Source organism: Pseudomonas sp. NC02, assembly GCF_002874965.1.
Lineage (GTDB): Bacteria > Pseudomonadota > Gammaproteobacteria > Pseudomonadales > Pseudomonadaceae > Aquipseudomonas.
This window is the reverse complement of sequence record NZ_CP025624.1, coordinates 379194-396770: the sequence shown is the minus strand read 5'-3', so window position 1 is coordinate 396770 and position 17577 is coordinate 379194. Positions and strand designations below refer to the sequence as shown.

Genomic DNA, 17577 nt, shown 5'->3' with positions numbered 1-17577 from the left:
TTTTATTGTGGGAGTGGCGTCTGACGCGCCGTGCCCAACACCTTACCCAGCGAGACCTTGATCAAAGCGAACTGTGGCGACAGGGATTTGCACACAGACGACTTGGGAGGTGTGTTGCTGTTGAGGGCCTCTTCGCGAGCAAGCCCGCTCCCACATTCGACCGTGTTCCTCCTGAAGAAACACGGTCGAATGTGGGAGCGGGCTTGCTCGCGAAGGCTATCTCAGCAGCGACGCCACTCAGGAGTAATGCCGCTTGCCCCACGCCAGGAACCCTTCCAGCAGTTCCTTCAACACCACCCGCGTCGGCTCGGCCAGGTCGGCGCGATAACGGAAGGGCTCAAACTCTTCCATGTAGGTGCACTGCCCCAACTCCAGCTGCACGGCGTGGATGTTCTCGGCCGGGTTGCCGTAGTGACGGGTGATGTGCCCGCCCTTGAAGCGCCCGTTGAGCACATGGCTGTACTGCGGGTGGCCGGCACAGATGGCTTCCAGTTCGCTGGCCAGCTGCGGATCGCAGGCCGCGCCGTTGAAGGTGCCGAGGTTGAAGTCCGGCAGCTTGCCTTCGAACAGGTGCGGGATCACCGAGCGGATCGAATGCGCATCAAACAGCAGCGCATAACCGAACTCGGCCTTGAGCCGGGCCAGTTCGTTTTGCAGGGTGCGGTGATACGGCGTCCACACCTGCTCCAGGTACGTGGCGCGCTCGGCCTTGGACGGTTCCAGGCCTTCGCGGAACAGCGGCACACCGTCAAACAGTGTCGCCGGGTACAGGCCGGTGGTTGCGCCAACGTACAGCGGCTTGTCGTCTGAAGGCCGGTTCAGGTCGATGACAAAGCGCGAATACTCCGCCGCCAGAGTGCTGGCGCCCAGCGCTTCGGCGAAGTCATACAGCGTGGGAATGTGCCAGTCGGTGTCCGGCAGGCTTTGCGCCTCGGGGATCAGCCCGGCTTGCACCGCCGGCGTCAGGCGCAGGCCCGCGTGGGGCATGCTGATCAGCAGCGGCACACGGCCTTGTTTGAAGTTCAGAACCTTATCCACAGCGGTACTCCTTAAACGGTGACTTCGACGCCGTGGCGCACGACGCGTTTATCCAGCTCGCCACCCAGCCAGTAGGCCAGGTCGGCGGGACGATCAATCTGCCAGGCGACAAAATCCGCGACCTTGCCCACTTCCAGCGAGCCATGGCTGTTGCCCAGGCCCAGGGCGGTGGCCGCGTGTTGCGTGGCGCCGGCCAGGGCTTCTTCCGGGGTCATGCGGAACAGGGTGCAGGCCATGTTCAGCATCAAGCGCACCGACAACGCCGGCGAGGTGCCCGGGTTGAGGTCGCTGGCGATCGCGATCTTCACGCCGTGCTTGCGCAGGGTTTCCATCGGCGGCAACTGGGTTTCCCGCAGGAAGTAGAACGCGCCCGGCAGCAACACCGCGACGGTGCCGGAAGCGGCCATGGCGATGGCGTCTTCCTCGGTCATGAATTCCAGGTGGTCCGCCGACAGCGCCTGGTAACGCGCCGCCAGGCTGGAGCCATGCAGGGACGACAACTGTTCGGCGTGCAGTTTTACCGGCAAGCCAAGTTTCCGGGCGGCGATGAACACGCGCTCCACCTGCTCCGGCGAGAACGCCAGGTACTCACAGAAGGCGTCGACCGCGTCCACCAGGCCTTCCGCTGCCAGCGCCGGGAGCATTTCGGTGCAGATGTGTTCGATGTAGGCATCGGCCCGGTCCACGTACTCCGGCGGCAACGCATGCGCCGCCAGGCAGGTGCTGCGCACACTGACCGGCAACTCGGCGCCGAGGCGACGGATCACCCGCAAAATCTTGCGCTCGCTGGCCAGGTCCAGGCCGTAGCCGGACTTGATCTCGACGGTGGTTACACCGTCGCGCAGCAAACTGCGCAGGCGCTTGTGGCCGCTGGCAAACAGTTCATCTTCGCTCGCCGCACGCGTGGCGCGCACGGTGCTGGCAATACCGCCACCGGCCGCTGCGATCTCGGCGTAGCTCACGCCTTGCAGCCGCTGCTCGAACTCGCCGCTGCGATTGCCGCCGAACACCGTGTGGGTGTGGCAGTCGATCAGCCCGGGCGTGACCCACGCCCCTTGCAGGTCATGGGTGGTTGCGTAGTTCGCATCCGGCAGATCGGCGCGCGGGCCGATCCACTCGATGAGCGTGCCCGAGGTAACAATGGCGGCGTCCTCGATGATCGAGTAGTTGCCCTGGGCCATGGTTGCAACGTGGCAGTGTTGCCAAAGCGTTTTCATCAACGCCTCCATTAGGTTATCGATGAGACAAAGCCGGGTCGTAGTGGACCTTGGCCGTTTGCCCGGCGGCGGGCTTGACCCACAGCAGATAGGCGACGATCAGCAAGACGATCCACACGGCGCCGACCATAAGAGCGGCCTGGGTGTCCGGGAAGTAACCCAGCACGCCGAAGATGAACAGCATGAACACGATGGCGGCCGCTGGCGCGTAGGGCCAGAACGGCACCGGGAATTTCAGCTCGGCAATCTGTTCCCTGGTCATCGAGCGACGCATGGCCACCTGGGTGACCAGGATCATCAGCCATACCCACACCGTGGCGAAGGTCGCAATCGAGGCGATGACCAGGAACACGTTTTCCGGGATCAGGTAATTGAGCACCACACCGCCGAGCAACGCGGCGCCCATCACCACTACGGTCATCCATGGCACGCCCTGGCTCGACAGTTGGGCAAAACCCTTGGGCGCCTGCCCTTGCTGGGCCAGGCCATACATCATGCGACCCGCGCCGAAGATGTCGCTGTTGATGGCCGAGACGGCGGCCGAGATCACCACAATGTTAAGGATGGTCGCCGCCGAGCCTATCCCCAGGTTGCTGAAGATCTGCACGAACGGGCTGCCCTGGCTGCCGATCTGCGGCCACGGGTAGATCGCCATCAGCACAAACAACGTCAGCACGTAGAACAGCAGGATACGCAACGGCACGGCGTTGATTGCCTTGGGGATCACCCGCTGCGGGTCCTTGGCTTCGCCGGCGGTGATGCCGATGATTTCGATGCCGCCAAACGCAAACATCACCACCGCGAAGGACGCGATCAAGCCACCCACGCCGTTCGGCATGAAGCCACCGTGAGCCCACAGGTTGCTGAGGCCGGTAGCGGGTGCTTCGCCCGCCGAGTGAATGCCGAACAGCATGATGCCGAAGCCGCCGAGGATCATTGCGACAATGGCACCGACCTTGAGCAGCGACAGCCAGAACTCCATTTCGCCAAAGACTTTGACGTTGCACAGGTTCAGGCCGCCGATCAGCAACACGATGCCCAGCACCCAGACCCAACGCGCGACTTCGGGAAACCAGAAGCCCATGTAGATGCCGAAGGCGGTGACGTCGGCGAGGCAGACGATGATCATTTCAAAGGCGTAGGTCCAGCCGAGGATAAAGCCGGCCATCGGGCCCAGGTAGGTACTGGCGTACTGGCCGAAGGAGCCGGACACCGGGTTATGCACGGCCATTTCGCCGAGGGCGCGCATGACCATGAACACCGCGGCGCCACCGATCAGGTAGGCCAGGAGCACGGCCGGGCCGGCCATCTGGATGGCGGAGGCAGAGCCGTAGAACAGCCCGGTACCGATCGCGGAACCGAGGGCCATGAAGCGAATATGTCGGGCGGAGAGCCCGCGTTTTAACGTCTTTTCTTGCTGGTGCATTTCTCGTCCTTAATTATTTTTATCCTGAGAAAATTCGAATCTGTAGAAGATCAAATGTGGGAGCTGTCGAGCCCCAGCGAGGCTGCGATAGCGGCGGGTCAGGCTACGAAAGTGTTGCCTGTTCCGGCGCCATCGCAGCCTCGCCGGGGCTCGACAGCTCCCACACTGGATCGGTGTCGCTCTTACAAGCTCGGCAACAACTTCGCCGGCACCAGCTCGTTCAGGCAACGCGTTGCCAGCAGCTCACTGGCGGCATTGATGTCCGGCGCAAAGAAGCGGTCCTTCTCATAAAACGCGACTTTGCTGCGCAGGATCCCACGCGCCTTTTCCAGCGCCGGCGAAGTCTTCAAGCCATTGCGCAGGTCCAGGCCCTGGCAAGCCGCCAACCATTCCACCGCCAGCACACCGCGGGTGTTCTCGGCCATTTCCCACAGGCGCTTGCCCGCCGCCGGGGCCATCGACACGTGGTCTTCCTGGTTGGCTGACGTCGGCAGGCTGTCGACGCTATGGGGATGCGCCAGTGCCTTGTTCTCGCTGGCCAATGCCGCCGCCGTCACCTGGGCGATCATGAAGCCGGAGTTCACACCGCCATTGCCCACCAGGAATGGCGGCAGTTGCGACATGTGCTTGTCCATCATCAACGAGATGCGACGCTCGCTCAGGGAGCCGATTTCCGCGATGGCCAGCGCCATGTTGTCCGCCGCCATGGCCACCGGTTCGGCGTGGAAGTTGCCACCAGAAATCACGTCACCTTCAGCCGCAAACACCAGCGGGTTATCCGACACGGCGTTGGCTTCCACCACCAGCACTTCGGCCGCCTGGCGGAACTGGGTCAGGCAGGCGCCCATGACTTGTGGCTGGCAACGCAGGGAGTACGGGTCCTGGACCTTGTCGCAGTTCTCGTGGGATTGCGACACTTCGCTGCTTTCACCCAGCAGGGCGCGATACGCGGCCGCAGAGTCGATCTGGCCGCGTTGGCCCCGGGCAGCGTGAATGCGTGCGTCGAACGGCGAGCGCGAACCCAGCACGGCTTCCACCGTAAGGGCGCCACAGGCCAGGGCACCGGCGAACAGATCTTCGCCCTCGAACAGCCCACGCAATGCATAAGCGGTGGAAACCTGGGTGCCGTTGAGCAGCGCCAGGCCTTCCTTGGCCGCCAGGGTCAGCGGCGTCAGGCCGGCAACTTTCAGCGCTTCGGTAGCTTCCAGCCATTCGCCTTTGTAGCGGGCCTTGCCTTCGCCCAGCAGCACCAGCGACATGTGGGCCAATGGTGCCAAGTCACCGGAGGCGCCCACCGAACCTTTCAGTGGAATGTGCGGGTAGACCTCGGCATTGATCAGGGCGATCAGCGCGTCGATGACCTGCCGGCGAATCCCGGAAAAGCCCCGGCTCAGGCTGTTGACCTTGAGCACCATGACCAGCCGTACAAGCGCATCGCTGATGGGCTCACCGACGCCGGCGGCGTGGGACAGCACCAGGGAACGCTGGAGGTTTTCCAGGTCTTCGCTGGCAATGCGGGTCGAGGCCAGCAGGCCGAAACCGGTGTTGATGCCGTAGGCGGTGCGGTTCTCGGCGAGAATCTGCTCCACACAGGCGACACTGGCTTCGATCTGGGCCGAGGCGCTGTCATCCAGACTGAGGGTTACCGGCTGCTGGTAGATGGCCCGCAGTTGGGCAAGGCTCAGTTGGCCTGGAATCAGGTTTAGCGCAGTCACATTCATGCTCCTTTTGAGAGTGTTGTTAACTACCAGTCGCTCCGGATGCTTCCGTTATCCGCCGCTGTGCTCTTTTAGAGGATCAGTCGGCTTGGCACGCTGGTTATTGTTGGGAAAAGGTCAGTGCAAATTCGGTAGCGTGCGTTGCAGTAAATCGGCGTCCTTGAGCAACGCGGCGGTGGCTGCGATGTCTGGCGCCAGCCAGCGGTCCTGGTCGTAGGCCGGGACGTGTTCGCGCAGCAAACGCCAGGCGGCATCGGTGCCGGCGCCGAAGCGTTGCTCCTGGAGGAACTCGAACGCCTGGGCCGCCAGCAAGTACTCGATGGCGAGGATCTGGGTGACGTTTTCCAGCACCGAATACAGCTTCAGGGCGGCGTTGGTGCCCATGCTCAGGTGGTCTTCCTGCAGGCCCGAGGTGACGAAGTTGTCGAGCACCGCCGGTTGCGCCAACTGGCGGTTTTGCCCGCACAGCGAGGCGGCGACGTACTGCACGATCATCATCCCGGAGTTGACCCCGGGGTTGCTCACCAGGAACGCCGGCAAACCACTGACGTGCGGGTTGATCAGACGGTCCAGGCGACGCTCGGCGATGGAGCCGATTTCGGCCATGGCGATGGCCAGCATGTCTGCCGCCAGGGCCACGGACTGCCCGTGGGGATTGGCCTGGGACACCACGCGGTAGCTGTCTGGCGTGCCGAGCACCAGCGGGTTATCGGTGGCACCGTTGAGTTCGGTTTCGATCTGCCGGGTGGCGTGTTCCAGTTGGTCGCGGGCCGCGCCGTGCACCTGGGGAATCGAACGGATGCTCAGGGCGTCCTGGGTACGAATGCCTTTGCTGCTGGCGATCACTTCGCTGCCGTCCAGCAACGCGCGCAGGTTGATGCCCACTTGCTGCATGCCCGGGTGCGGCTTGAGCGCGATGATTTCTTCGTCGAAGGCGTCGATCTGGCCGCGCTGGCCTTCGAAGCTCATGGCACCGATCACATCGGCCCATTGCAGCAGGCGGTGCGCATCGGCCAGGGCCAGGCTGCTGAGGCCGGTCATGCACGGCGTGCCGTTGACCAGGCACAGCCCGTCCTTGGCACCGAGCACTACGGGCTGCAAACCTTCTTCAGCCAGCGCCTGGTGTGCGGGAACGATACGGCCCCGATAGCTGACGTCGCCGACGCCGAGCAAGGCGACGCCAATGTGCGCCATGTGGGTCAGGTAACCCACGGACCCCTGGGACGGCACTTGCGGCGTGATGCCATGGTTGAGCAGCCCCAGCAGCGAATGCACCACCTGCGGATGCAAGCCGGATTTGCCGTGGCTGTAGTTAATGATTGCCGCACAAATGATCGCGCGGGTTTGCTCCACACTCAGTGGCGCACCGACGCCGCAGGCATGGCTGAGCAGGGTATTGCGCGACAGCCGGCTCAGTTGTTCGTCCTTGAGCGACACGTTGCACAAGGCACCCAGGCCGGTGTTGATGCCGTAGGCGCGCTCGCCGCTGGTGACGATGCGCTGGACGATGGCCTGTGCATTGTCGATGCGAGCCCAGGCCTGGCCCGAGAGTTCGAGGATCGCACCGTGGCGAGCCACGGCGACCACGTCCTGCCAACGCATCGGGGCGTCGGCGATGATGATTTTTTCAGCCTGGGACATCGTTGACCTCTTCATGAAATTCGCAATTGTTGTGCAGCTTCACTGGCCTCATCGCAAGCGAGCCAGCTTCCACAGGGGAAACGCATTCCAAATGTGGGAGCTGGCTTGCCTGCGACAGCCTCAGCCAACCCACCACAAATATCGGATCAAACCACCGCCACCCGCCGCTGGACAAACCGGTTCACGTACTCATCCGCCGGTGAATGCAAAATCTCGCGGGGCGTGCCGACCTGGATCAGCTTGCCGTCCTTGAGGATCGCAATGCGGTTGCCGATGCGCACCGCCTCATCGAGGTCGTGGGTAATGAACACGATCGTCTTGTGCAGGGTCTTTTGCAGCTCCAATAACTGGTCTTGCATCTCGGCACGGATAAGCGGGTCGAGCGCACTGAACGCCTCGTCCATCAGGATGATGTCGGTGTCGGCCGCCAGCGCCCGGGCCAGGCCTACACGCTGACGCATGCCGCCGGAAAGTTGATGCGGGTATTTGTTTTCATAGCCCTTGAGGCCCACGGTTTCGATCCAGTGCAGCGCACGCTCGGCGCACACTTGCCTGGTTTCGCCACGCACTTTCAGGCCGTAGGCAACGTTGTCCAGCACACTCTTGTGAGGCAGCAGGCCAAAGCTCTGGAACACCATGCTGATCTTGTGCCGGCGGAATTGGCGCAAGGCTTCCATGTCCAGTTGCAGGATGTCTTCACCGTCCACCAGGATCGCACCGCTGGTAGGGTCGATCAGCCGGTTGAAGTGACGCACCAGGGTCGACTTGCCGGAACCCGACAGCCCCATGATCACGAAGATTTCACCGGTGTCGACGCTCAGGGACAGGTCGTTCACACCCACCACGCAACCGGTCTCGGCCAGCACCTCGTCCTTGCTCTTGCCCTGGCCAATCAACGCCAGTGCATCCTTGGAGCGGTTGCCGAAAATCTTGAATACGTTTTTGACTTCAATTTTGCTGACAGTAGTCATTTGCTCGCCTCATGCCGTGGACGACCATAGGCTTGCGTAATGCGGTCGATGACCACGGCAAGAATCACGATCGCCAGACCGGCTTCAAGGCCGCGTCCAACGTTGAGGGTCTGGATGCCCACCAGTACATCTTCACCCAGGCCACGGGCGCCGATCATCGAGGCGATCACCACCATCGACAGGGCCATCATGGTGGTCTGGTTGATCCCGGCCATGATGCTCGGCAGGGCCAGCGGCAGTTGCACGCCGAACAGTTGCTGCCAGCGGTTGGCACCGAAGGCGTTGATCGCTTCCATGACTTCACCGTCCACCTGGCGAATGCCCAGGTCGGTAAGACGAATCAGCGGCGGTGCGGCGTAGATCACCGTGGCGAAAATCGCCGGGACCTTGCCCAGGCCGAACAGCATCAACACCGGGATCAGGTACACGAAGCTGGGCATGGTCTGCATGATGTCCAGCAGCGGCATCAGCACCGAACGCAGGCGGTTGCTGCGGGCCGACAGAATCCCTAGAGGAATGCCGATCAGCACCGAGATCACCGTGGCCACCATCATCAGCGCCAGGGTTTGCATCAGCTTGTCCCACAGACCGACCGCGCCCACCAGAAACAGCAGGCCGACGATCACGACGGTGGTGAACCACTTGCGAGTGGCATGCCAGGCAATACCGCCGACAATCAGCAACATCAACCACCAGGGCGCTGCGCGCAGCAAACCTTCCAGGTTAACGATGGCCCACAGCAACGTATCGGAGATGTGCCGGAACACATCGCCGTAGTTGGTCACCAGCGCATCGACCCAACTGTTGACCCAGTCGGCGATGGAAAACGTAAAACTCTCAGGAAACATAGTGTGCTCTCGATCCAGTGGATTGTGGCCGGGCGCCCGGTTGCCTGTGGCGGCAACCGGAAACGCTCAACCTACAAGGCCGCGTCGATTTTCTTGGCTGCGTTGTCGCTCACCATGCGTGCCAGAGTTCAGGATGTCCCTTGAGGAAAGTTTTCGCCAGTTTTGCTGTTTCAATTCGCTGTTTGTCATGCGTACCGGGTTCTGGTTAAGCAGGTTGAGCAGCGGCGCCCTGCACATCGGGCAGCACGAGGCGCTCAGAAATCGGGCTGTGCCATTTTTTCGCAGCCCAGTAGTACAACGCCGCCGGCACCACCAGCCCGATGATCCACGAGATATCGGTGTCGCCCAGGCTCGCGACCAGTGGGCCGGTGTAGAAATGCGTCGAGATGAACGGCATCTGAATCAGCACGCCGAACACGTAGATGCTGATGCCCATCAGGTTCCAGCGACCGTAGCGACCGTTGGGGTTGGACAGGGCCGGGATGTCATAGCGCTCTTTGGTGATGCAGTAGAAGTCCACCAGGTTGATCGCACTCCAGGGCGTGAAAAACGCCAGCAGGAACAGGATGAACGCGGAGAAATCCTTGAGGAACGAGTCCTTGCCCAGCAACGCCAGCGCGGCGGCAATCGACACCATCACGAAGATGTACAACAGCCGCGTGCCACTGCCGATATGCCGGCTGCCACGGAAACCACTGATGATTGTCGCGATCGACATGAAGCTGCCGTAGGCGTTGAGGGTGGTGACGGTGACCTTGCCGAAGGCGATGCTGAAATACAGCAGCGCCGCGACGATCCCGGTGCCGCCCAGGCCGACGATAAACGACACTTCGTGGTGAGCGAATTGCGAGCCTGCCAGGGCTGCCGCAAACACACCGAACACCATCGAAGCCTGCGCGCCGATCACCGAACCGAGGCCCACGGCCCAGAAGGTTTTCGAGGCCTGCGTGCTGCGCGGCAAGTAGCGCGAGTAGTCCGCCACATACGGGCCGAACGCAATCTGCCAGGACGCCGAGAGGGAAATCGCCAGCAGGAAACTGCTGAGGGAAAAATGCTTGTTGCCCAGCAACGCACCGATGTCGTTACCGGCCAGCAGCCTGTAGAACAGGTACACGAAGGCAACCACCCCCAGCACGCTGGCGATGCGACCGATGCCGTGGATCACCCGGTAGCCGAAGATCGTAAACACCATGATCAGCCCCGCGAACAATACGATGCCGACCCAGTCTTCAACGTGAAGCAACTGCGCCACCGCCTGCCCCGCCAGCAATGAGCCGCTGGCAGAAAAACCGATGTACATCAGGCACACCAGCACCAGGGGAATCACCGCGCCATACACGCCGAACTGCACGCGGCTGGAGATCATCTGCGGCAAGCCCAGTTGCGGGCCTTGCGCCGCATGCAGGGCCATGACGCCACCGCCCAGCAGTTGACCGATCAACAGACCGATCAACGACCAGAACACATCACCGCCCAGCACCACGGCCAGGGCCCCGGTGACAATCGCAGTGATTTGCAGGTTGGCACCCAACCACAGGGTGAACTGACTCAATAGACGGCCGTGTCTTTCCGCTTCCGGGATGTAGTCGATCGAACGCCTTTCGATCAACGGGGTGGTGCTTGCACGAGCGTCTTTTACTGCCATTTATGTTCAACCTCTGATGGATTGTTTTTGGGTGAAACGCAGATCACATGTGGGAGCGGGCTTGCTCGCGAAAGCGATGGGTCAGCTAACGACTTCAGTGACTGATACACCGCATTCGCGAGCAAGCCCGCTCCCACATTAGTTATTTGATCATCGGGAGATTGAGGCCCTGCTCTTTGGCGCAATCGATAGCGATCTGGTAGCCCGCATCCGCATGACGCATCACGCCGGTCGCCGGGTCGTTGTGCAGCACGCGCGCGATACGCTCGGCGGCTTCGTCGGTACCGTCGCAGACAATCACCATGCCCGAGTGCTGGGAGAAGCCCATGCCGACGCCGCCGCCGTGGTGCAACGAAACCCAGGTCGCGCCGCTGGCGGTGTTGAGCAGGGCGTTGAGCAGTGGCCAGTCGGACACGGCGTCGGAGCCGTCCTGCATCGATTCGGTTTCACGGTTGGGGCTCGCCACCGAGCCGGAGTCCAGGTGGTCGCGGCCGATCACGATGGGTGCCGACAGCTCGCCGCTGCGCACCATTTCGTTGAATGCCAGGCCGAGCTTGGCGCGCTGGCCCAGGCCAACCCAGCAGATACGCGCCGGCAGGCCCTGGAAGCTGATGCGCTCGCGGGCCATGTCCAGCCAGTTGTGCAGGTGCGCGTCGTCCGGGATCAGCTCTTTGACTTTGGCGTCGGTCTTGTAGATGTCTTGCGGGTCGCCCGACAGCGCAGCCCAACGGAACGGGCCGATGCCACGGCAGAACAGCGGACGGATGTAGGCCGGGACGAAACCCGGGAAGTCGAAGGCGTTTTCCACGCCCACTTCTTGCGCCATCTGACGGATGTTGTTGCCGTAGTCGAACGTCGGGATGCCTTGTTTCTGGAACTCGAGCATGGCCTTGACGTGCACGGCCATCGACTGCTTGGCGGCCTTGATCACTTCGGCCGGTTCGGTCTTGGCGCGGGCGCGGTATTCGTCCCAGGTCCAGCCGGCGGGCAGGTAGCCGTTGAGCGGGTCGTGGGCGCTGGTCTGGTCGGTGACCATGTCCGGGCGCACGCCGCGCTTCACCAACTCCGGCAGGATTTCCGCCGCGTTGCCCAGCAACGCGATGGAGATCGCCTGGCCGGCCTTGGTGTATTTGTCGATGCGCGCCAGGGCGTCGTCGAGGTCGGTGGCTTGTTCGTCGACGTAGCGGCTGCTCAGGCGGAAGTCGATGCTGACCTGCTGGCATTCGATGTTCAGCGAGCAGGCACCGGCCAGGGTCGCGGCCAGTGGCTGGGCGCCGCCCATGCCGCCGAGGCCGGCAGTCAGGACCCAACGGCCCTTGAGGTCATCGTTGTAGTGCTGGCGACCGGCTTCGACGAAGGTTTCGTAGGTGCCCTGCACGATGCCCTGGCTGCCGATGTAGATCCAGCTGCCGGCGGTCATCTGGCCGTACATGGCCAGGCCCTTGGCATCCAGTTCGTTGAAATGCTCCCAGCTCGCCCAGTGCGGTACCAGGTTGGAGTTGGCGATCAGCACGCGCGGGGCGTTGCTGTGGGTCTTGAACACGCCGACGGGTTTGCCGGATTGCACCAGCAGGGTTTCGTCGTCGTTGAGGTTGGTCAGGCTTTCGACGATCTTGTCGTAGCATTCCCAGTTACGTGCCGCACGGCCGATACCGCCGTACACCACCAGTTCTTTCGGATTTTCGGCAACCTGCGGGTCGAGGTTGTTCATCAACATGCGCAGCGGCGCTTCAGTCAGCCAGCTTTTGGCGGTCAGCGTGTTGCCGCGTGCGGCACGGATTTCAACGTCACGGTATTGGGTAGGCTTGGTCACAAAAAAATCCTCAACGATCAATGCGCGAACATTGATGGGTGCGAAGAGGATGCTCGTGGACTCTTACGCACACATCTTTACTTGTACATACAAGCATATGCAATCAAGCGGCCAACTTTGCGCGCAAGGTTTGAAGATTTTTCCGGGACGAGGGTGGAAGCCTTGGAAAACAAGGCTTCGCAGCATGATGAATTTTCTTACGGGGGATTTTTACAGTGCGGGAGACTTGTCATCGAGGCAGGGCTTTGCGCCATGCTGGGGCGTTCGGTAACAAGTTGGTGCGGGAAGAGGGAAACAAAATGTGGGGGAAGAAACCCCCACCTGTTCAAGCGGCGGCAGTCAATTCGATAACGCAGCAACGGCCAATCACGCTGACGTCCAGCAGACCGGTGTTACCGTCCAGTTGCAGGCAGTCGTGACGGTTCAGCCGCTCACCGAGCACCTTCACTTCATCGGCCACGCTGAACACCAGCACGGTGTGCGCGGCACTGAAGAAACGCTGCGTGCCGTCCATCCATTGCAACCGCGCTTGATAGCGCTGCGGCGAATAGATGAGGTTGAAATCGCGGATCGGCCCGCCGATCAAGCGGCAGGACACCTGGCTGTCACCCTTGAACGGGAATGGCTGCAGCGGTAACAAACCGAGCTGTTCCTCGCCATCCACCGTCAGCACCATGCCCGAGCCTTGCAGCACGGTGATAATGCGCTGGTACCCGGCAAAGGTGGAGAACCCGCCCGACTCGGCGATATCGGCAATCGACAGGCGCCAGCCGAAACCGTCAAGGCCCTCCCCCGCGTCACGGGTGATTTCTTCAGTGCTGCCGCCGCCGTTTTTCCACGGCATGCGAATGTAATCGGTAGCGCGCCAGACTTTCATCGAACTCATTTACTGAAACGTCCTTCCAGGCTATGACGGGAACCGGGGTGGATCAAACGTGCGGCCGTGACCGGCTGGCGGCCAGACCAGGTGCGGCGGCGAATCAGCAGGCACGGCTCGCTGGTTTCGATTTGCAGCAGCTTGCATTCGTCGGCGTCGGCCAGGATCGCCTCGACCACGTGCTCGCCTTCGGTCAGCGGCGCCACCTGGTTGAGGTAGGCATAGGGCGTTTGCTGGGTGAAATCCTGCTGCAGGTATTCCGGTGCTACCAGGGCGTTGACGAAACGGTCTTCGATTTGCACCGGAATGTCGTTTTCGTAGTGCACGATCAACGAGTGGAACACCCGCCCGCCTTCGCGCATTTCCAGCGCGACGGCGCGCTCGGAGCCGGCGGCTTCTTCACCGAGGGTAATGACCTTGCACGTATGGCGATGACCGCGGGAGGCGATCTCATCGGCAATGTTGTGCACTTCAAACAGCGCCGACTGGCTCTTGGGCTCGGCGACAAAGGTGCCCACACCTTGCATGCGTACCAGCAGGCCTTCGGCAGTCAACTCGCGCAGGGCGCGGTTGATGGTCATGCGGCTGAAGCCCAACTGGTTGACCAGTTCGCTCTCCGAAGGCACGCGATAATGCGGCGGCCAGTTGCCGTTGAGAATCTGCTGGCTGATCATCTGTTTGACGCGGGCATACAAGGGCGCCGGACTTTCGTCCATGTGGGCAGCCAGTGGAGACTTGGCGGGCGGAGTCGACACAGGAAATCCTTGTAGGTGAAAAAGAAGCATAGCTTGCCGGAGTTTACCGAGCAGGCAAACGTCTGTATATGTATATACAAATAAACACACGACTGGGGTGCCTGAATCATGTCCGCTTTCTTTGCCGAACGCGCGCTGCTGCCTAATGGATGGGCCAACGATGTACGTCTTGAAGTCAGCGCCGATGGCCTGCTGACCAAGGTTGAGCCCAACGCCAGTGCAGACGGTGCCGAACGGCTCAGGGGCCCCGTGCTGGCGGGCATGCCGAACCTGCATTCCCACGCTTTCCAGCGCGCGATGGCCGGGCTGGCGGAAGTGGCCGGCAACCCGAATGACAGTTTCTGGACCTGGCGCGACCTGATGTATCGGATGGTCGGCAAGATCCGCCCCGACCAGTTGCAGGTCATCGCGCGCCAGTTGTATATCGAAATGCTCAAGGCCGGCTACACCTCGGTGGCCGAATTTCACTACGTGCACCACGACGTCAGCGGCCAGCCCTATGCCGACCCTGCGGAGCTGTCGCGGCAAATCAGCCAGGCCGCCGCCAGCAGCGGTATCGGCCTGACGTTGTTGCCGGTGCTCTACAGCCACTCCGGTTTCGGCGGCCAGGCACCCAATGAAGGCCAGCGCCGCTTTATCAACAGCACCGAAAATTACCTGAGCCTGCAATCACGCCTGCAACCGATTCTGGCCGCGCAACCGGCACAACGGCTGGGCCTGTGTTTTCACTCGCTGCGCGCCGTCACACCGCAACAGATCAGCGAAGTGCTGGCCGCCAGCGACAAGGCGTGCCCGGTGCATATCCACATCGCCGAGCAGCAGAAGGAAGTCGACGACTGCCTGGCCTGGAGCGGCCAGCGCCCGCTGCAATGGTTGTATGACCATGTTGAAGTGGATCAGCGCTGGTGCCTGGTGCACGCCACCCACGCCAATCCGGAAGAAGTGACGTTGATGGCCAGGAGCCGGGCGATTGCCGGGTTGTGCCTGACCACCGAAGCCAACCTGGGCGACGGGATTTTCCCGGCGGTGGACTTCCTGGCCCAGGGCGGGCGCATGGGGATTGGTTCCGACAGCCATGTATCACTGAGCGTGGTGGAAGAATTGCGCTGGCTGGAATATGGGCAGCGGCTGCGGGACCAGCGGCGCAACCGGCTGTATCGCAGCGATCAGCCGATGGTTGGGCGTACGCTGTTCGATGCCGCGCTGGACGGCGGTGCCGAAGCGTTGGGGCAGCCGATTGGGCGCCTGGAAGTTGGCAAGCGTGCGGACTGGCTGGTGCTGGACGGCAACGATCCGTACCTGGCGACAGCGAACGAAGACGGGATCCTCAATCGCTGGTTGTTTGCCGGTGGTGATCGCCAGGTGCGCGACGTGCTGGTCAACGGGAAGTGGGTGGTGCGCGACGGGCATCACGCCGCCGAAGAAGACAGCAGCCGGACGTTTACCCAGGTCTTGCGGGATTTGCTGGGCTGACAGACGACACATAACAAAATGTGGGAGCTGGCTTGCCTGCGATAGCGATGGTGAATCCAACACCGCTATCGCAGGCAAGCCAGCTCCCACATTGGAGCGATGGCGTTCTTCCGTTACTGCGAGGTCTTCGCCATCTGCTTGTCCGACGTACGCCAGATCAAACGTGTGGTGTCATACCCCTGCTGCCGCGCCCTGCTCAGCAGGTCTTCGCGGGTGTCGGCGCTGACCGTCGGCGTGCGCGACAGCAACCACATGTAGCGCCGGCTCGGGCTGCCGACAATGGCGGTCTTGTAGTCATCGCTGACGTACAGCACCCAGTAATCGCCCTTGGCCACGCCCGGCAACAGCGAGGTGAACCAGTTATTGAATTCGACCCACAGTTTGTCGGTCTTGCCGGCGACCTGCGGCGTTGCAGTGCCCTTGGCTTCCTGCCACTTCCACTCAGGGGTCAGGCAGCGGTTGAACACCGACATGTTGCCATCGGGCAACAGCGTGTAGCGGGCTTCGGACTGCGCACAATTGCGCTGGAAGTACATCGGCAAACGGGCCAACTCATACCAGGTGCCCTGGTAACGCTTGAGGTTGACGCTGCCAACAGTCTTGGGTTGCAGATCATCGCCAGAATGGCTGGCGCAGCCCGCCAAAAACAGGCTGGCGCAGAGGTATAGAACGAAACGCATCATGTTGTTTTTCTCCCGCAGGCTTTCGCCCCGGTTTACTTCAGGCCTTGCCCGGAAAAAATCAGTACTTTGTCACCGGCATATTGCACGCTGATAAAGCTGTTTTTATCGCCCCAGGTGCAACTGGACATACCCAGCGCGCCAGAACAATCAGTCGGCTTGCCCAACAACGACTCCACCTCGGCCTTTGGCATGCCGGCCGACAGTTTTGCGTAATTTTCTTGAGTGACCTTGCTGCAAGCGGCCAGAAGCACGCAAAACGACAACAGGGCGAGACGGCGTAACGACATGGAAAAACTCCTGGAGAGACGAAGCAGCTTGGGGGTCTGCCAGAAGCTTAGAAGGGAAAAGAGGTGTCTGGTTCCCGACGAGCGAAAACAAAAAAGCCCCGAAAACGCTGAAACGTTTCGGGGCTTTTGCTTACCGCAAGGACTTACGCCTTGTGGTAGCCGGTCACACGCTCAACTTCTTCCTTCGAACCCAGGAACACCGCCACGCGCTGGTGCAGGCCTTCAGGCTGGATGTCGAGGATGCGCTGGTGGCCGTCGGTGGACGCACCGCCCGCCTGCTCAACCAGGAACGACATCGGGTTGGCTTCGTACATCAGGCGCAGCTTGCCTGGCTTGGACGGCTCGCGGCTGTCGCGTGGGTACATGAACAGGCCACCACGGGTCAGGATGCGGTGCACGTCGGCAACCATCGCAGCCACCCAGCGCATGTTGAAGTTCTTCTTCAGCGGGCCTTCTTCGCCGGCCATCAACTCGCCCACGTAGCGGGTAACCGGCTCTTCCCAGTGACGCTGGTTGGACATGTTGATTGCAAATTCCTGGGTGGACGCAGGAATGGTGATGTCTTCGTGGGTGAGCACGAAGCTGCCCATTTCGCGGTCCAGGGTGAAGCCCTTGACGCCGTCGCCCAGGGTCAGCACCAGCATGGTCTGTGGGCCGTAGATCGCGTAACCGGCAGCTACCTGCTCGGTGCCCGGCTGCAGGAAGGCCTTTTCGTTCAGGGCTTCGTTCTGGCTCAGGTATTCGTTCGGGCAACGCAGTACCGAGAAGATGGTGCCGACTGGCGCGTTGATGTCGATGTTCGACGAACCGTCCAGTGGGTCGAATACCAGCAGGTACGCGCCTTTCGGGTATTTGCCCGGGATCTGGTAGGCATTGTCCATTTCTTCGGACGCCATGCCGGCCAGGTGACCGCCCCACTCGTTGGCTTCGAGCAGGATTTCGTTGGAGATCACGTCAAGCTTCTTCTGCACTTCGCCTTGTACGTTTTCAGTGCCCATGCTGCCCAGGACACCACCCAGCGCGCCTTTGGACACGGCGTGGCTGATTTCCTTGCAAGCACGCGCCACCACTTCGATAAGGAAGCGCAGATCGGCAGGCGTGTTGTTGCTGCGGGTCTGCTCGATCAAATAGCGACTCAGGGTAACGCGGGACATGGAAGGCTCCGGAAATGGGGGGCTAAAAACC

At 61.7% G+C, this 17577-nt stretch carries 15 protein-coding genes and 1 pseudogene; 1 reads left to right on the top strand and 15 read right to left on the bottom strand.

The window, feature by feature from the left end; all coding sequences use genetic code 11:
- Nucleotides 1–237 precede the first annotated feature (237 nt).
- The 12 genes and pseudogenes from hutG to hutC form a co-directional block, all read right to left on the bottom strand.
- On the bottom strand, nucleotides 238–1038 hold the full coding sequence (gene hutG, locus C0058_RS01845) for an N-formylglutamate deformylase (protein WP_087692905.1): 801 nt from the start codon (nucleotides 1036–1038) through the stop codon (nucleotides 238–240).
- An 11-nt stretch (nucleotides 1039–1049) separates the two neighbouring features.
- Complete coding sequence (gene hutI / locus C0058_RS01840) at nucleotides 1050–2255, bottom strand: imidazolonepropionase (protein ID WP_102367933.1); 1206 nt, start codon at nucleotides 2253–2255, stop codon at nucleotides 1050–1052.
- Nucleotides 2256–2271: 16 nt separating this feature from the next.
- Complete coding sequence (locus C0058_RS01835; protein ID WP_003209267.1) at nucleotides 2272–3681, bottom strand: amino acid permease; 1410 nt, start codon at nucleotides 3679–3681, stop codon at nucleotides 2272–2274.
- A 182-nt stretch (nucleotides 3682–3863) separates the two neighbouring features.
- Nucleotides 3864–5402, bottom strand: a complete 1539-nt coding sequence (gene hutH / locus C0058_RS01830) for a histidine ammonia-lyase (protein ID WP_085984627.1) — start codon at nucleotides 5400–5402, stop codon at nucleotides 3864–3866.
- Nucleotides 5403–5516: 114 nt separating this feature from the next.
- Nucleotides 5517–7040, bottom strand: coding sequence for a histidine ammonia-lyase (hutH, locus tag C0058_RS01825; protein ID WP_102367932.1), 1524 nt, complete (start codon nucleotides 7038–7040; stop codon nucleotides 5517–5519).
- Between the two features lie 146 nt (nucleotides 7041–7186).
- Complete coding sequence (locus C0058_RS01820) at nucleotides 7187–8011, bottom strand: glycine betaine/L-proline ABC transporter ATP-binding protein (RefSeq protein WP_003209262.1); 825 nt, start codon at nucleotides 8009–8011, stop codon at nucleotides 7187–7189.
- On the bottom strand, nucleotides 8008–8859 hold the full coding sequence (locus C0058_RS01815) for a proline/glycine betaine ABC transporter permease (RefSeq protein ID WP_003209260.1): 852 nt from the start codon (nucleotides 8857–8859) through the stop codon (nucleotides 8008–8010). Before C0058_RS01815 ends, C0058_RS01820 begins: the two co-directional genes overlap by 4 nt.
- Before the next feature lie 71 nt (nucleotides 8860–8930).
- Nucleotides 8931–9078, bottom strand: a pseudogene (locus C0058_RS01810) (histidine ABC transporter substrate-binding protein); the annotation flags it as partial.
- Complete coding sequence (locus C0058_RS01805; protein WP_102367931.1) at nucleotides 9065–10504, bottom strand: cytosine permease; 1440 nt, start codon at nucleotides 10502–10504, stop codon at nucleotides 9065–9067. The gene C0058_RS01805 and the pseudogene C0058_RS01810, both read right to left, overlap by 14 nt.
- Nucleotides 10505–10646: 142 nt before the next feature.
- Nucleotides 10647–12317, bottom strand: coding sequence for a urocanate hydratase (gene hutU / locus C0058_RS01800; protein WP_102370210.1), 1671 nt, complete (start codon nucleotides 12315–12317; stop codon nucleotides 10647–10649).
- 325 nt (nucleotides 12318–12642) lie between these two features.
- The gene (locus C0058_RS01795; RefSeq protein WP_102367930.1) at nucleotides 12643–13203 is read right to left on the bottom strand and encodes a HutD family protein; all 561 of its coding nucleotides are present in this window, start codon (nucleotides 13201–13203) and stop codon (nucleotides 12643–12645) included.
- Nucleotides 13200–13979 carry a histidine utilization repressor gene (hutC, locus tag C0058_RS01790; protein ID WP_173406113.1) on the bottom strand — a complete coding sequence of 260 codons (780 nt, stop codon included), beginning with the start codon at nucleotides 13977–13979 and terminating at the stop codon, nucleotides 13200–13202. The genes C0058_RS01795 and hutC overlap by 4 nt, the downstream gene beginning before the upstream one ends.
- A gap of 78 nt (nucleotides 13980–14057) precedes the next feature.
- Between hutC and C0058_RS01785 the strand changes: the two genes are divergently transcribed.
- Nucleotides 14058–15422: a formimidoylglutamate deiminase gene (locus tag C0058_RS01785; protein WP_102367929.1), complete on the top strand. Its 1365-nt coding sequence runs from the start codon at nucleotides 14058–14060 to the stop codon at nucleotides 15420–15422.
- A gap of 113 nt (nucleotides 15423–15535) precedes the next feature.
- Here the strand turns inward: C0058_RS01785 and C0058_RS01780 are convergent, their stop codons facing one another.
- From C0058_RS01780 to C0058_RS01770, 3 genes are all read right to left on the bottom strand, one after another.
- Complete coding sequence (locus C0058_RS01780) at nucleotides 15536–16105, bottom strand: lipocalin family protein (protein ID WP_003217984.1); 570 nt, start codon at nucleotides 16103–16105, stop codon at nucleotides 15536–15538.
- A gap of 32 nt (nucleotides 16106–16137) precedes the next feature.
- Nucleotides 16138–16392 carry a hypothetical protein gene (locus C0058_RS01775; RefSeq protein ID WP_003217986.1) on the bottom strand — a complete coding sequence of 85 codons (255 nt, stop codon included), beginning with the start codon at nucleotides 16390–16392 and terminating at the stop codon, nucleotides 16138–16140.
- Between the two features lie 143 nt (nucleotides 16393–16535).
- Nucleotides 16536–17546: a class 1 fructose-bisphosphatase gene (locus tag C0058_RS01770; RefSeq protein WP_003217989.1), complete on the bottom strand. Its 1011-nt coding sequence runs from the start codon at nucleotides 17544–17546 to the stop codon at nucleotides 16536–16538.
- Nucleotides 17547–17577 lie beyond the last annotated feature (31 nt).